Source organism: Micromonospora sp. NPDC049891 (genome assembly GCF_040660295.1).
Classification (GTDB): domain Bacteria; phylum Actinomycetota; class Actinomycetes; order Mycobacteriales; family Micromonosporaceae; genus Micromonospora.
In genome coordinates this window covers 1-15,360 of sequence record NZ_JBFAML010000012.1, presented here as the reverse complement: position 1 = coordinate 15,360, position 15,360 = coordinate 1, and the positions used below count along the sequence as shown (strand labels likewise).

Annotated in this window: 11 protein-coding genes; 4 read left to right on the top strand and 7 right to left on the bottom strand. The window is 66.7% G+C overall.

Annotated features, from left to right (window positions below):
- The first annotated feature begins 189 nt into the window (after positions 1-189).
- From AB0I71_RS17210 to AB0I71_RS17200, 3 genes are all read left to right on the top strand, one after another.
- The gene (locus tag AB0I71_RS17210) at positions 190-1,581 is read left to right on the top strand and encodes a glycoside hydrolase family 43 protein (protein ID WP_357585640.1); all 1,392 of its coding nucleotides are present in this window, start codon (positions 190-192) and stop codon (positions 1,579-1,581) included.
- Between the two features lie 100 nt (positions 1,582-1,681).
- Positions 1,682-3,454 carry a family 43 glycosylhydrolase gene (locus tag AB0I71_RS17205; RefSeq protein WP_239093589.1) on the top strand — a complete coding sequence of 591 codons (1,773 nt, stop codon included), beginning with the start codon at positions 1,682-1,684 and terminating at the stop codon, positions 3,452-3,454.
- Between the two features lie 162 nt (positions 3,455-3,616).
- Positions 3,617-5,014 (top strand): RICIN domain-containing protein, encoded by a 1,398-nt coding sequence (locus tag AB0I71_RS17200; protein WP_357585638.1) that lies wholly within the window; start codon positions 3,617-3,619, stop codon positions 5,012-5,014.
- Between the two features lie 168 nt (positions 5,015-5,182).
- On the opposite strand, the gene AB0I71_RS17195 is transcribed toward AB0I71_RS17200, so the two are convergent.
- From AB0I71_RS17195 to AB0I71_RS17180, 4 genes are all read right to left on the bottom strand, one after another.
- A complete protein-coding gene (locus tag AB0I71_RS17195; protein WP_357585636.1) occupies positions 5,183-7,879 on the bottom strand; it encodes a ricin-type beta-trefoil lectin domain protein in 2,697 nt (898 codons plus the stop codon).
- 432 nt (positions 7,880-8,311) lie between these two features.
- Positions 8,312-9,754, bottom strand: a complete 1,443-nt coding sequence (locus tag AB0I71_RS17190; protein WP_357585634.1) for an RICIN domain-containing protein — start codon at positions 9,752-9,754, stop codon at positions 8,312-8,314.
- Positions 9,755-9,798: 44 nt separating this feature from the next.
- Complete coding sequence (locus AB0I71_RS17185) at positions 9,799-11,130, bottom strand: endo-1,4-beta-xylanase (protein ID WP_357585917.1); 1,332 nt, start codon at positions 11,128-11,130, stop codon at positions 9,799-9,801.
- 604 nt (positions 11,131-11,734) lie between these two features.
- Entirely contained in the window at positions 11,735-12,373 is a 639-nt protein-coding gene (locus AB0I71_RS17180) for a hypothetical protein (RefSeq protein ID WP_357585632.1), read from the bottom strand.
- 152 nt (positions 12,374-12,525) lie between these two features.
- Here AB0I71_RS17180 and AB0I71_RS17175 point away from each other — a divergent pair, with 152 nt between their 5' ends.
- On the top strand, positions 12,526-13,770 hold the full coding sequence (locus AB0I71_RS17175) for a PQQ-dependent sugar dehydrogenase (RefSeq protein WP_357585630.1): 1,245 nt from the start codon (positions 12,526-12,528) through the stop codon (positions 13,768-13,770).
- Positions 13,771-13,834: 64 nt separating this feature from the next.
- On the opposite strand, the gene AB0I71_RS17170 is transcribed toward AB0I71_RS17175, so the two are convergent.
- The 3 genes from AB0I71_RS17170 to amcA all read right to left on the bottom strand — a co-directional run bounded on the left by AB0I71_RS17170 (position 13,835) and on the right by amcA (position 15,209).
- Positions 13,835-14,494 carry a hypothetical protein gene (locus tag AB0I71_RS17170; RefSeq protein WP_357585628.1) on the bottom strand — a complete coding sequence of 220 codons (660 nt, stop codon included), beginning with the start codon at positions 14,492-14,494 and terminating at the stop codon, positions 13,835-13,837.
- Positions 14,495-14,694: 200 nt separating this feature from the next.
- A complete protein-coding gene (locus tag AB0I71_RS17165; protein ID WP_357585915.1) occupies positions 14,695-15,000 on the bottom strand; it encodes a hypothetical protein in 306 nt (101 codons plus the stop codon).
- 44 nt (positions 15,001-15,044) lie between these two features.
- Positions 15,045-15,209, bottom strand: a complete 165-nt coding sequence (gene amcA / locus AB0I71_RS17160; RefSeq protein ID WP_357585626.1) for a multiple cyclophane-containing RiPP AmcA — start codon at positions 15,207-15,209, stop codon at positions 15,045-15,047.
- Positions 15,210-15,360: the final 151 nt, after the last annotated feature.

Genomic DNA, 15,360 nt, shown 5'->3' with positions numbered 1-15,360 from the left:
GGTGGTTCGGCTGTTTCATACACATTTCTGTGGTGTGTCAGGTCGGTGAAGACGGCCTTGCAGGCTCATGGGCCAGACCTGTATGTTAGCGCTCACATTCACACATGCGGATCCTTTCCTCCGGCACGGGGAGTTCCCGCACGTCCATCAACTCGTCACGGATGGACGCACTCAGAAAGGACATCGACAATGGCATTATCCCGACGGCAGTTCACCCTGGGCGCACTCGCCACCACCGCCTTCACCGCGACCGGGCTGGCGGTGCGCCCACATTCGGCCCTCGCGGCGACAAACACCGCCTACCTGAACGTCTACTTCACCGAGACGCCGAACCAGTCCGCGTCCAGCTACGGCCTGCACCTCGCAGTCAGCCGCGACGGTCTCAACTGGAGCCCGCTGAACCAGAACAGTCCCGTCGTCACCCCGACCCAGGGCGACCTCGGCCTGCGCGACCCGTACATCTTCCGCAAGCAGGACGGCACCTTCGTGGTGGTCGCAACCGACCTGTTCGGCCTCAACTTCGGCCGCAACAGCCAGTACCTGCATGTGTGGGATTCGACCGACCTGTCCAGCTTCACCGGGTACCGCCGGATCCAGATGCACACCTACAGCAACGTGCACACCTGGGCGCCGACGGTCTTCTGGGATGCGGCGCGCGGCCAGTACGGCATCGTCTACTCGGCCAACACCACCACGGACCTGTTCCTCATCAACTACACAAGCGACTTCCGTACGGTGAGCGCGCCGCAGACCTACTTCAGCCCCGGCTTCCCCGTGCTCGACGCCGACATCCGGGTCAGCGGCGGCGTGACGTACATGGTCTACAAGAACCTCGCCGACGGGAACCTGTACGTCTCCCGGTCCAACACCGGAGCGCCGAACAGCTTCACCACCTACACCAGTGGGCTGCGGCAGGGCACCGCAATCGAGGGAGCGCACCTGGTACCACGCAACGACGGCAACGGCTGGTGGCTCTGGGGTGACTCGTTCGGCCCCATCAACAACGACATGTACCTCTGGTCCACAGGCAACGTCGGCGGCAACTCGTGGGCGGTGGCGAACCAGCGGGACTACACCCCGCCGTTGAACTCCAAGCACGGCTCGATCGTCGGGATTACCGACGCCGAGTACAACAACGCGGTAAACCGCTGGGGTCTGCCGAACTGGGTCCGGTTGAAGTCCTCGAACTTCCCCGACTACTTCGTCCGGCACAGCAACAACGCCATCCGGATCGACCCGTACCCCTTCGATCCGCACCAGGACCAGCTGTGGCGGATGGTGCCCGGCCTCGCCGACTCCGCCGGGGTCTCCTTCGAGTCGATAAACCGCCCCGGCAACTTCATTCGACACAGCGGCTACGTCGCGCAACTCGCCGCGAACGACGGCAGTTCGATCTTCCGCGCCGACGCCACTTTCTACCGCACCTCAGGTCTGGCCGACAGCGCCTGGTCGTCGTTCCGCTCGTACAACTTCCCCGACCGCTACCTCAGGCACGCCGGCTACGTCCTGCGCATCGACCAGCTCAGCGCGAGTTCCTCCACGACTGACCGACAGGACGCCACCTTCCGCGTCACCTCGTAGTCGCGACGACTCGAACGGACCATCCCTGATTCGTTTCATCGACGAGGTTAGGACAACGACCATGGACGGACCCCTCGCGAGTCGCCGCGCGTACCGAGGCATGCTCGCTCTGCTGCTGGGAATCTGCGCCGCCGCCGCGGTGCTGCCGACCGATACCGCCAAGGCTGACAACCCGATCGTGCAACACATCTACACCGCCGACCCGGCTCCTCTGGTGCACAACGGTCGGGTGTACGTGTACACCGGACGAGACGAGGACGGCTCCACGTACTTCACCATGCGGGAGTGGCGGGTCTTCTCCTCCGCGGACATGGTGAACTGGACTGACCACGGCGTACCGATGAACCTCGCCACGTTCAGCTGGGCGAGTGCGGACGCCTGGGCGGGCCATGTCATCGAACGCAACAACCAGTTCTACTGGTACGTGCCGGTGAAAAACCGGGCGACCGGTCGGATGGCCATCGGGGTCGGCGTCTCCAGCAGCCCCACCGGCCCGTTCCGGGACGCCCTGGGCCGGCCCCTGCTGGAGAACGCTGAGATCGACCCGCACGCGTTCATCGACGACAACGGGCAGGCGTACCTGTACTGGGGTAACCCCAACCTGTGGTACGTGCGGCTGAACAGCGACATGATCTCATACTCGGGCGGCCTGACCCAGATTCCGCTGACCACCGCCGGCTTCGGCACCCGCACCGGCAACCCCAGCCGGCCCACCCTCTACGAAGAAGGACCCTGGGTCTACAAGCGCAACGGCACCTACTACATGATCTGGGCCGCCGAGTGCTGCGGCGAGTACATCGCCTACTCCACGGCCCCCGGACCCACCGGCCCGTGGACCTTCCGCGGCACCGTGATGCCCCGGCAGGGGTCCAGCTTCACCAACCATCCCGGCATTATCGACTTCAATGGCGGATCGTACTTCTTCTACCACAACGGGGCTCTGCCCGGCGGCGGTGGTTTTACCCGGTCGGTGGCGGTGGAGAAGTTCACCTACCGATCCGACGGCACGATCCCGTCGATGAACATGACCTCAACCGGCGCCCCACAGGTCGGCACCCTCAACCCCTTCGTCCGGCAGGAAGCCGAGACGATCGCCTGGAACTCCGGGATCGAGACCGAACGCGCCAGCAGCGGCAGCATGAACGTCTGGTCCATCGACAACGGCGACTGGATCAAGGTCAAGGGCGTCGCTTTCGGTACCGGTGCCAGTTCCTTCACCGCCCGGGTGGCCTCGGCCGCCGCCGGTGGCAACATCGAGGTACGCCTCGACAGCGCGACAGGTCCCCTGGTCGGCACCTGCCGGGTGCCGGGAACTGGTGGCTGGCAGACCTGGATCGACACCTCCTGCGCGGTCAGCGGGGCGACCGGCACCCGTGACCTGTACCTACGGTTCACCGGCGGCTCAGGCAACCTGTTCAACGTCGACTGGTGGCAGTTCACCGGTGGTGGCACATCCACGCCGTCGTACCGGGTCATCAATCGCAACAGTGGACAGGTAATCGACGTCCAGTGGCCCAACCTCGACGACCTGGCCGTGATCGGCCAGTGGTCGAGCAACGGGGCTACCTGGCAACAGTGGCGCTTCCTCGACGCCGGCAACGGCAACGTACGCCTGCAGAGCGTCAACAGCGGCAAGTGCGTCGACGTCATGAGCTTCTCGACGGCGGACGGGGCGCAGATCATCCAGTACACCTGCCACGACGGCCTCAACCAGGTGTTCAGCTGGCGGTCGGCCGGCAACGGCTACTACAACCTGGTCAACGTCAACAGCAACAAGTGCCTGAACGTGGTCGGCGGCTCGACCGCTGCCGGCGCTGCCCTGGAACAACGGACGTGCAGCTCCGCCGCCAGCATGCAGTGGTCGCGCGCCTGACGTTCCGGCCTCGAATCGGCTGACATCTCATCACCACACCGCGATTGCGAACGGCCCGGTGGACCACCTACGCCGGCAGCTGCTGACACCACCACCGCCGGGCCGGCACGGCGAAGTCACCCGCACGTACCGCTCACGTGCACCCAACTCAAGGAGTAGCCCATGGAAACCATGGAGAATTCCCGTCCCCCCTCCCAGTTCAGACGACGCTCCGTCACCGGGCTGGCGGCTGGCGTGGCACTGGTGCTCACCGCCAGCGCGTTGGCCGTCGTCAACGCGGCACCGGCCATGGCTGCGACGGTGGACACCAACGCCTGGTACGTGCTGACCAACCGCAACAGCGGCAAGGCGTTGGACGTGTACAACCAGGCCACGAGCGACGGTGCGCGGATCACCCAGTGGGCCCGCAACGACGGGAACTGGCAGCAGTGGCAGTTCGTCGACTCCGGTGGCGGCTACTACCGGCTGCGTTCGCGGCACTCGGGCAAGGTGCTCGACGTGTACAACTTCTCCACCGCCAACGGCGCGTCGATCGTGCAGTGGAGCGACCACAACGGGACCAACCAGCAGTTCCGGTTGGCCGACTCCGACGGCGGTCACGTCCGGCTGATCAACCGGAACAGCAACAAGGCGCTGGAGGTACAGAACGCGTCCACCGCCGACGGCGGCAACATCGTGCAGTACGACGACTGGGGCGGCGCGAACCAGCAGTGGCAACTCGTCCGCGTTGACGGCGGCAGCACCCCCACCAACCCACCCCCAGGCGGTGGCACCTCGGGCTGCGGCAAGGCCCCGGGCATCACGAGCGGCACGCACACCATCACCAGCAACGGCACCAACCGAAGCTTCATCCTCCGGATCCCGGCGAACTACAACCAGAACAACCCGTACCGGCTGGTCTTCGGGTTGCACTGGTGGGGTGGTACCGCGGTCGACGTGGACACCGGCCAGACCGTGGACCGCAACACCTGGTCCTACTACGGCCTACAGCGGCTGGCGAACAACAGCACGATCTTTGTTGCCCCGCAGGGCATCGGCAACGGCTGGGCCAACACCGGGGGCGAGGATGTCACCTTCATCGACAACGTACGCAACCGGATCGAGTCGGCTCTCTGCGTCAACACGCGGCAGCGGTTCTCCATCGGGTTCAGCTACGGCGGCGCGATGAGCTACGCCCTCGCCTGCGCCCGACCGGACGTCTTCCGGGCGGTCGTGGTGCAGTCCGCCCCGCGGGAACTCAGCGGCTGCAGTGGCGGCACGCAGCCCGTCGCGTACCTGGGTGTGCACGGCATCGGCGACAACCCGGCCAGCGGACGGTCGATGCGTGACCGATTCGTGCGCAACAACGGCTGCGCCGCGCAGAGCCCTCGCGAACCGGCGGCGGGCAGCCTGACGCACGTCGTGACCTACTACTCCGGCTGCCGGGCCGGATATCCGGTAGGTTGGGCCGCCTTCGACGGTGGCCACATCGCTGCTCCCCAGGACGGCGCCCCCGGTGACAGCGGTTCCCGTACCTGGGTTCCGGCCCTGGCCTGGAGCTTCTTCACCCAGTTCCAGTGACATAGCGGCCATCAGGTGAGGCTGCTGGCCCACGAGGTGGCGAGAAGCCCCGCGTGGGCCAGCAGCCCGGGCCACCATCAGCCGACGCTCAGGTCAGGCACCCGCGGCGGACGGTGGTGGCTGGCCCCGGGGCCGGGCAGGCACGGTGCCCGGCCCCGGGGCTGTCCATCAGGCGCGACGGCTCCACTGCTGGTTCGCGCCGCCGTTGCAGGACCAAAGAATGATCTTTGTCCCGTTGGCGGTGGCAGCCCCGTTGGCGTCGAGGCAGAGTCCGGACTGGACGTTCGTGATGGTGCCGTTGGCGTTGACGTTCCATTGCTGGTTGAGCCCGCCGTGGCAGTCCCAGATGATGACAGTGGTGCCGTTCGTGGTGCCGGCACCGTTCGCGTCCAGGCACTTGTTGCCGTACACGGTGAACTGCCTGCTGGCGGTGTAGGTCCACCGCTGGTGCGTGCCGCCGCCACAGTCCCACAGTTGCACCTGGGTGCCGTTCGTGGTGGCGGCGCCGGGGACCTCGATGCACCGGCCGGACTGGCCGCCCACCAGCTGCGTGTCGGTCGTGCTGCCGGTGCCCTGCCGCCTGACGATCGACTTCGACTCGGCCGATCGGTTGCCCTGCGTGTCGACGACGTAGAGCCGGTAGTCACCAGACGACGTCGGCACCGCGATGGACGTGGCGTTGCCGGCTGCCCTGGTCATCGTGGGGCCTGCGGCAAAGGTGGTGGTGCCGGAGGGGGCCAACCAGAGCGAACTGGTCGCGTCGCCGCTGCTGCGGATCGGGATCGAGGACGTGCCGCTGCCGACGAAGGTGCTGGCCGGTAGGACGTAGTCCTGCATGGGCAGGTTGCGCGGCTGGGTGATGTCCCGGTACGGGTCCTGGAGCCCGGAGTTGACAGCGATCCCGTAGGCCGCCGCCGGCCAGACGTAGTCGGAGGAGACGAGGATGTCGTGGATGGTGCTGTTGGGCAGGTTCTTGTTGGAGACCTTGTTGATCGGGCCGTACGTAGACGTGATGCTCAGGTCGTGCTTACGGCCGAAGTCGTCGGAGTTGATCATCCAGGTGATGTTCTTGTCCACACTCAGGACGTTGTCCCGGAAGGTGATGAACGCCGAGCCCTCGTCCGGGTGGAGTCCGTACTTGTGGCCGGCCGGCACACCGTGCAGATAGTTGTTGTGGATCGTGGTGCCGGGCTGGCTGCCCAGCGTGTAGATGGGTGCCGTGTCGCTGAGCCGCTGCACCGTGTCGATGATGTGGTTGTGACTGATCGTGTTGTTCTTCGCGGTGGTGGTCGGCCGGTTGGGGGCGATCGATCCTGAGGATCCGTCGAAGTTCCACCATCCCCAACCCATCGTGATGCCCGCCCACGGGGCCTTCTCGATGCGGTTGTTCTGCACCGTGAGGGTGTCGGCGAAGTACGCCGCGACCGCGCCGTGCCCGTTGAACAGCACCGCGCTGTCGTGGATGTAGTTGTTCCTGATCTCGATGTTCTTCGGAAGTCCCTCCACCTGCGGTGGGTACTTCTCGCGGTTGCTCGACGTGTGATCGCCGATGTAGACGTGCTGCGGGTGACCGACGCTTATCGCCGAGCCGGCGATGTCGTTCGTGTAGTTGCCGACCAACTGCGTGTTCGTCACATCGTTGATCATGTTGATTCCGTCGGCGCCGGTGTGCGCGATCCGGTTCCGCTCCAACCGGATTCCACTGGCGTTCTGCATGTGGATGATTCCGGGCGTGACGTCGACGTTGCGGTAGTAGTAGACGTGGAAATTGCCCCGGGCGTACGCCTGCGCACCGAGATTGCCCTGCTGGGCCTGCTTGTACACCGAGCCGGCGACGTTGAACAGGTTCCAGTCGGAGTGCCGCACGGTCAGGCCCGAGAATGTGATGTTGCGCGCGTGGTTGCTTGTCGAGGTGCCGGCGATCCGCAGCACCGTCGCCACGTTGTTGGGTGCGAAGACCGTCGCGGTGGACATGTTGTCGGCGCCGGCCTTGTAGTAGTAGAGCGTCCGGCTGGACTTGTCGAAGTAGAACTCGCCGGGCGTGTCCAGGAACTCGTAGGCGTTCATGACCTTGTGGCTGCCGTTGATCTGGGCGTTGCCGTTGAACGCACCCTGGGCGATGGCGGCCCCCGGCTGCTGGAACAGGGCGATGCGGCTCTGACCGTCACCACTCGTGGTCACCTGCCGCACTCCCACGATTGCCGTGGTCCAGGTGGTGGCCGTTTCGATCTCGATGTCGTCCTGGTTCCGCGGAATGGCCGGGAAATCGGCCGGGTTGTATCTCGCGCCCTCACACTGCGAGCCCGATTCCCAGGCCCAGTCAGCCTGTCCTGCGGTGATGGTGTACGTGCCGTGGCAGCCCGCCGAGGTGATCGTCTTGGCCGCCATGTAGGCCCGCTGACCGTTCACATAGAGCGCCCGCAGCTTGTTGGCCCGGTCCAGCGGCGCCTTCCAGATGTTGCCGCTGTGCTGGGTCCAGCCGGTCACCTGCACGCCCGCCTCAAGCACCGGCGCCTCGTCGGGGTACGCGGCGTAGATCACCCGGTGGCCGTTGGTGCCGGAGTCGCTCGCTCCGAACTCGATAGTGCTGCTCACCGGGTAGCTTCCGCCGCGAAGGTAGACCTGGATGTCCCCGGTCATCGTCGCGGTCTTCGTGCGGACCACGTCCCGGGCTCGCTGCAGGGTTCGGAACGGTGACGCGAGCGTGCCCGGGTTCGCGTCGTTTCCACCGGGCGCGACATAGAGCGTCTCCTGGACCGCGGCCTGAGCCGGAGTCTGGCCCGCGATCACGGCCGGCACCGTGGCGGCGACAAGCACCGCCAAGGCCACCAGCGAACCCCTACCGGCATGGACAAAGGATTTCATCTCTGCTCCCTCCACTCCCGTCGACGAAACGAGGCGTTACGCCTGCCCGTGCGGCAGTCGGGCCGCCATCCGGAAGCCATTGACCTGAAGCGCCGTCAAATGGTGGCCACGGACAGCACGAAGCCGCCCGTCGATCGAGCGACGGGCACCGGATTAGCGACACTTATGCTGGCCGACAGGGAACTTCCGCTGCCATGTTGCAGACTTTCTTCGACAATGAGGAAAGCCTGCCTGTAGCGTAGGCGTCGAGCATGCTCGACGCAACCAGGGAAAACGGTTCCGCGCCGCGACGAATGCGCAGCTCAATCGGCGGTACGGCACGGTGACACACAATTCGGTCGCAGTATGGAGAACGGGCCGGAGACGCTGATCGGCAGGACGGCTTCGCCTACCGGAAACAGCATTGATGAATGCGGTGCCGTACGCGCCGAGTCAGACTTTCTGCACCTGCCACTTCTGGTTGTCGCCGCCCCAGCAGGCCCAGAGCTGGACCTTCGACGTGGCGGTGTTCACGTCCAGGCAGAGGCCGGACTGCGCGCTGCGGATCGTGCCGTCGCCGCCGACAGTCCACCGCTGGTTGTCGCCGCCGTTGCACGCGTACGTGCCGACGACCGTGCCGTTCGTGGTCCCCCGGTTGTACGCGTCGAGGCACCGCTGCCCGGCGAGGGCGGTGATCTGCCCACCAGCCGTCACGGTCCACCGCTGGGCTGCGGTGTTGTTGCAGACGTACACCTGGACCTGGATGTTGGCGGTGGTGGCGCCGGGGATGTCCAGGCACTGCCCGGTGCCGACGTTGCGGAGCTGACTGACCTCGTCCGGCACGCCGCCGTCGGTGAGTCCCCAGGCGTGCCTGAGCCGGTTGAGGCCGCTCGCGTTCGGGGTGCTGAGGGTCAGGTTGGTGCCGGTGCCGTGCAGTTTCTGCATGGCGTACCAGTCGTCGCCCTGACCCGCGGTGACCTTGCCACCCAGACCCGGCCAGTAGACCGATCCGATCCGCAGTTCCCGCAGCACGTCGGCGGTGGCGCGGAAGTAGCGCACGAAGTTGTCGGTGCTCGTGGCGTCGTGGTAGTTGAGCCCGGTGTCCATCGGCGCGCCGAACTCGTCCATCACGGTACGGGCGGCGCAGGAGCCGATCGCGTCCCGGAGGAACGTCACCCACTGGTCGTAGGTCTTCGCGCCGCTGAAGAAGGTGTAGTGGTGCAGCGACACGATCGTCCCGTCGAGCCGCCGGTCGGCACACATCGACTTGATGTCGGTGTTCAGGCCGGCACCGCTGACGAAGACCCGGTGGCGTGGGATCGACGGGCGGGCGGTCAGCCAGTTGCTGACCACGTTTGCCCAGTCCGCGGCGCTGTGCCCGCCCGGCTCGTTCATCGGCTCGAAGTACACCAGGTCGTTGCCGCCGTATTTGGCGACCACCGAGTTCCACATGGTGTTGAAGGCTGTGGTGTTGACGATCCGGCCACCGCTGGCGGCCACGCCGTCGTCCCAGTAGGAGAGGACGACCTTGAAGCCCATAGCCGTGGCCGCGTCGATCGCGCCGGTGTACGCGTTCCACCAGCTCGTACCGACGGTGTACGTGTTGATCGGCAGCCGGACCGTGTTGGCGCCCAGGTTGTTCTGGAAACCGGTGTAGATCGCGTTGGCCTTGGCCACCACCGTCGCGTAGCTGTCGGAGCTGCTCAGGCCGTGCAGGACCAGTGGCCCACCGTGGAAGTTGTCACCCAACCTGGCCCAGTTGACCCCCCGGAACTGCGTGGTGTCCGCGGCAGCGGGTGAGACACCACCCAGCACGGCGGTCGGCACCGCAAGGAGAGCGGCCAGGGCGCCTGTGAGTATCCGGCTCAGGTGACGATGTGAGCGGGAACTGGCCATTGTCGTTCTCCTCCTGTGCGGTGCCGACTGCCGGGCTCGTCAGCTCAGGCCCGGGACCAACGTTGGTTGGCGCCGCCGTGGCAGCCCCACACGATGACCGCGGAACCGTTGGCGGTGGCGGCGCCGTTGACGTCCAGGCACAGCCCGGTCTGGGCGTTGCTGATCGTGGCGTTGCTGTTGATCACCCACTGCTGGTTCGTCCCACCGTGGCAGTCGTAGATCTGCACCCGGGTGCCGGCGGCGGCGTTGTTCGGCACGTCCAGGCACTTGCCCATCACCTGCAACGCCCGCCCGTTCTGGGTGAACTGCTGGTTGGCATTGCTGTGGCAGTCCCAGATGATCATCTGTGCGCCGTTCGCCGAACTCGCCCCGTTCACGTCCAGGCACCGGCCGGATGCCTCGTTGCGGAACCTGTTGCCGGTCGGGGTCGGGGTGCTGCCGCCGTTGAGCGTGTCGAGGACCGCCGTGTACGCGGGCTTCTTGTTGCCGGCGCAGTCGAACAGCAGGGCGTTGTCGCCGCCGCGCCAGGAGTCACAGTCCCGTACGCCCCACACGGTGATGCCGGTGCAGCGCGAGATCGCCAGGCAGGCCCGGGTGACGGTGGCGTAGATGTTCGCCTGGTTGCCGCCCTGGGTGACGTCCAGCTCGGTGATCTCCACGTCGACGCCGAGGTCGGCGAAGCGTTGCAGGTTGGCCTGGTAGTCACCGGCGATCGTGGTGCCGAGGTGGGACTGGAAGCCGACGCAGTCGATGGGTACGCCGCGTTGCTTGAAGTCGCGCACCATGTTGTAGATGCCTGTCGACTTCGCGTTGATTCCGTCGGTGTTGTAGTCGTTGTAGCAGAGCTTGGCGCCGGGGTCGGCCGCGCGCGCGGCCCGGAACGCGGCCTCGATCCAGTCGTTGCCGGTGCGTTGCAGGTTCGAGTCCCGCCGCGCGCCGCTGCCACCGTCGGCGAACGCCTCGTTCACCACGTCCCACGAGTAGATCTGCCCCCGGAAGTGGCTGGCCACCTGCGTGACGTGGTTGATGGCCGCGTTGCGCAGGTCGCCGCCGGAGAGGCCCTGCGCCCAGCCGGGCTGCTGGGCGTGCCACAGCAGGGTGTGCCCCCGCACCTTCATTCCCCGCGAGCGGGCGTGGTTGACGATGCGGTCGCCGGCGCTGTAGTTGAACACGCCCCGCTGCGGCTCGGTCGCGTCCCACTTCATCTCGTTCTCGGCGACGACGCTGTTGAACTCGCGGTTCAGCACCGTCATGTACGTGTTGTCGTTGAACTTGTACGTCCCGACGGCGGCGCCGAAGTAGCGGCCCTTCTCCGCCGCCGCGGTACCCAACGTGGTCCCCGCCTGGGCGGCACCGCTTGGCCCCACCAGCGCCATGCCGGCCACCAGCAACCCCACCGCCAGCCCACGCAGCGTCGCGCCGGTGGACCACCGCCGTCGCGGAGTACCGCTCGGATGTACGAGATTCTTCATGTGTCTCAGCACCTCCCAGAGTCGCGTCACTTCGACTGGTTAGCGCTAACATCGCCCGGCGACTCACGTGCTCCTAGAGGCAGACCACAGGAGACGACACAACGCTACGCATCGATGGCAGTGAGATTGCCACAAAGTTACGGAGCGCTCAAGAAGTTCAGCCCGCCGACCCGAAAGAATCGACATTTGTCAAGGTCAACGCTGTGCGTACGTGGATCACCCGCAGCGTTGTGAGTTTGGGGAACCTCCGGTTCTGAGATCCACAGCGGATCAGACACCGGCTGTGCCCCCGACCTCCACCCGCAATGTGCACGCAAACATCGCGGCGGCGTTGCCCGCTCAGGACGGCGCCAGGGAGGCACTCCGCACCGGTCATCGCGGAGTCGTCGAACGGGACGTCGCCCTGCCGCTGGCCGCCGGTCTCGACGTACTCGCCCACGGCCCGGTCGGGCCCGAGCCGCACCGCCGGACCCGGCCCCACACCAGGCTCCGGTGCGGCCCAGAGACCTCAGCTCGACTGCGACGCAGAGCCCGCCGAGCCGACGCCGCGTTCGCCGGACAGACCAGCGGACGGCACCGACGGCACCGGGTCGGCACCACCCGCCCCGCCCACCATGCCCAGGGCGGCCGGGTAGCCGTCGAACCGGCGCAGACCCAGCTTGCGCACCGCGACCGACCAGGGCCGCTCGGTGGCGAGCACGACGAGATGCTCGAAGTTCGCCAGGTACGACTCGCCGCGCGCCGCCCGCTCGGCAAGGATGTACGGCTCCAGCACCGCCCACGCCTCCCGGGCGCGGAACCCGCCGGTGCCGATCAACAACGCCGGGTCGACCACGTTGAAGGCGAGCATCTGACCCAACCCGTTGTAGTACAACGCGATCCGGTTCACGTGCTTACGGGCGTCGGGCGGCAGCTCGCTGACCCGCAGCTCCGGCGAGCAACTCGCCCTCAGTTCGGTGAGCACGAACTGCTGACTGTCCAGAAAGGCGTCGCTCATCCGGTCACGGGTGAGCAACTCGATCGCGACCAGAGTATGGTTCGCACTCTGCGACAGCCTCATCTGCCGGAGCGCGAAGAACACCGAGACAGCGACGGTGATCACCGAGACCGCGGCCACGACGGCGTTGGTCACGATCGCAACATCCATGGCGGTCATCGTACGAAGGCCACACCACGCACCGCCGAAGGTCCTTCCGTCGCCGCCCGGGCCGTCCGATTAGACATAGATGCGAGCTGATGTATGGTGGAAGCGCTCCCAGACCGCGTACCCCACCCCACCTGCTCGAGGAGCTGAGAAACATGTCGCGACGGCGTTGGCGCCCGGCCCCCACGCTGGCCGGGTTGCTCGTTCTGGTCCTGTCCGCACTCCTGTTGCCACAGTCGTCGGCGGCCGGCACCGCCGCGGCCGACGCGTCCCGCCCCAGCAGGGTGCCGCTCACCGAACTGACCGTGGCGTACGAACAGGTGGCTTTCGGACTACAGCGTCCGATCGCGCTCACCGGGCTGCCGGACGGCCGGATGCTCATCGCGGAGAAGAACGGCACCGTCCGCTCCTACCACCCCGACACCGGTCTGGCGGCCGCCCCGGTGCTCGACCTGACCGCCCGGGTCGACACGTCGGGCAACGAGCGCGGCCTCCTCGGCATCACCCCCGCGCCCAACTTCGCGCGGACCGGGATGCTCTACGTGGCCTACACGAGCCTCCCGGCCGGCGCGCTGACCCTGGCGCGACTGCCGATCAACGCTCCGGAGCGGCTACAGGTGCTGCTCACCCAGGAGCACGCCGAGTACAACAACCACAACGGCGGGCAGGTGGCGTTCGGCCGCGACGGCTACCTCTACTGGTCCCTCGGCGACGGCGGCCACGCGAACGACCCGTACAAGGCCGGTCAGGACCTCGGCACCCTGCTCGGCAAGATCGTGCGGATCGACGTCAACCGCAGCTGCGGGGCGAAGCCCTACTGCGTACCCGCCGACAACCCGTTCGTCCGCACGCGCGACGCACGCCCGGAGATCTGGCTCTACGGGCTGCGCAACCCGTGGCGCTTCTCCGTCGACAAGGTCGACAACTCACTCTGGATCGGTGACGTCGGCCAGGGCCTGGTCGAGGAGATCAACCACATCCGTCCGTGGCAGGGCGGGGCGAACCTCGGCTGGTCCTGCCGCGAAGGCACCCCCGTGTTCGACCCGGAGCAGTGCCGGCCGGGCGTGAAGTACACCGACCCGGTCTTCGAGTACGAGCACTACATGACGGAGAGCTGCTCGGTGACCGGCGGCGTGGTTTACCGGGGATCCGCCACCCCGGAGGCATGGGGCACCTACGTCGCGAGCGACTACTGCTCGACCACCGCGTTCGCCGTACGCCCCAACCCCAGGGGTGGCTACGAGTCCGCCATCATCGGCAACTTCCCCATCCAGCCGACGGCCATCGACGCCGACGTGCACGGTGAGCTGTACGCGCTCAGCGACCTGCCAGGATGGCTGAGCCGGGTACGGTTCGAGCACGTCCCGCCAGCCCCCAGCAGCGCGCCGGCGAACCGCTGATCCCGGAGCGAGGGCCGGCGGCTCGTCGTCTGCGCCGCCGGCCCCGCCCCCGACGTGACCTGGCCTACCCGGGCCAGCCGGCCAGGTAGTCGTCAAACGGCACGTCGTCAGGCCGCTGGCCGCCGATCTCGACGTAACAGTCGATGTCCCGGTCGTACGGTGGGCCGACGACGATCGGCAACTCATGCGTGGAGTGACGGGCCAGAAACCGCCACGCCGCCCGGTTGAGCACCGGCTGCCGGGAGTTGGCCGGAGCCTCCAGACCACCTTTGTGGAAGAACAACACCCGACCGTCAGCGTCGCGCACCGCCTGCCCCAGGCAGAGCCGTTCCCGACAACGGAAACAGGCCAGGTAGCCGACCTTCGACACATCCCACCCGCTATCCGGGTAGTCGGCGAAGTCATCCTCTGGCCAGTCGGCAAGGTAGTCACTGAACTCGATGTCACCAGGCTCGTCGCCGCCGATCATGGCCGGCGGCCCCGGCGGCTCCCACATCTCGTCGTACTCCAGCTGAGAGTCATAGATCACCTGCAACTGGTGGCCAACATGCTCAGCGAAGATCTTCCACAACGCCCCCGACATCCGCCGCGACTGACTGTGCTTCGGCGTACTCGGGTGCGCGTAGGCGAAGTAGATGATGTCGTCCCACGAGTTACGCACCGGCTTGCCGAGGAAGAGCTTGACTTGTTGGCAGAGGCAGAACAGGCTCGCGTCTATCCCCACAGGTCGTCCCCCGTTCAGCCCGGCACGCTCATGCCACGCGCAGCTTCAGATGCTGGTGAGTGGGCTCGGTATCGGTAGTCGGTCACCCCTAGGCCCGACGACGATACTCAACGCCGCGACCGCCAGGCGAGTGAGATCGGCATGCTGGTCTTCTCCGAGAACGCTGGTTGTCCAATCGCACCGCCGGCCGGCGGCGACGATTACCACGTCTTGTCCGCGTTATCCGGAGGCTGCGGACCGGTCGCAGGGGCCCGGCGGCTACGGTGCCGGGTGGGCCAGCCGAGGAATCGGTCGAAGAGATCCCGGACGTCTCCGGTGGTACTCGGGTTGGCTCGGTGCAGGTCGTCGATGGCCTCTTGTAGGAGGCCAGCCAGGTAGAGGAAAAGACTGATCTCGTTGCCACGGTAGTTGTCCAGGAGGACGAGCTTGGCGCGTCCACACGGCCAGGGCTGACCACAGACCCGGCAGAGCCAGAGCGGGCGCAACGGCAAATGGCCCGGTAGCACCGGGATGGACCGGTCCGCCTTCGCAGCACGAACCCGGTTCTCGTTCACCGACGTTCGCGCTTTCGCGCCTGCCGCTCGAACACGATCCGCCAGACATGGGTCAGCAGCGGCGGATCGGCCAGGCCAGGCGGCCCTATCGGCGATACGTCCGCTGCCAGTTCTCGTGGCGGTTCACCGATTGTGGCGTTACGCGAGATGTACACGGTCATGACCGACCTCCGGTCGGGGTTTTCACCTGTGCGCGGTGGGCTTGCCGGCATGCCGGCGACGACGCCCGGCTCTACCTCGTCGACTTCGGCCTCGCCACCTCACCGCACTTCGACCTGTCCGACGCCGAGCACGACTTCGCTACCCGCAACG

What these genes read in the sequence shown, in the direction of transcription:
- AB0I71_RS17210 (WP_357585640.1), top strand. Translation starts at nt 190, where the DNA reads ATGGCATTATCCCGACGGCAGTTCACCCTGGGCGCACTCGCCACCACC.
- AB0I71_RS17205 (WP_239093589.1), top strand. Translation starts at nt 1,682, where the DNA reads ATGCTCGCTCTGCTGCTGGGAATCTGCGCCGCCGCCGCGGTGCTGCCG.
- AB0I71_RS17200 (WP_357585638.1), top strand. Translation starts at nt 3,617, where the DNA reads ATGGAAACCATGGAGAATTCCCGTCCCCCCTCCCAGTTCAGACGACGC.
- AB0I71_RS17195 (WP_357585636.1), bottom strand. Translation starts at nt 7,879, where the DNA reads ATGAAATCCTTTGTCCATGCCGGTAGGGGTTCGCTGGTGGCCTTGGCG.
- AB0I71_RS17190 (WP_357585634.1), bottom strand. Translation starts at nt 9,754, where the DNA reads ATGGCCAGTTCCCGCTCACATCGTCACCTGAGCCGGATACTCACAGGC.
- AB0I71_RS17185 (WP_357585917.1), bottom strand. Translation starts at nt 11,130, where the DNA reads ATGGCGCTGGTGGGGCCAAGCGGTGCCGCCCAGGCGGGGACCACGTTG.
- AB0I71_RS17180 (WP_357585632.1), bottom strand. Translation starts at nt 12,373, where the DNA reads ATGGATGTTGCGATCGTGACCAACGCCGTCGTGGCCGCGGTCTCGGTG.
- AB0I71_RS17175 (WP_357585630.1), top strand. Translation starts at nt 12,526, where the DNA reads ATGTCGCGACGGCGTTGGCGCCCGGCCCCCACGCTGGCCGGGTTGCTC.
- amcA (WP_357585626.1), bottom strand. Translation starts at nt 15,209, where the DNA reads ATGACCGTGTACATCTCGCGTAACGCCACAATCGGTGAACCGCCACGA.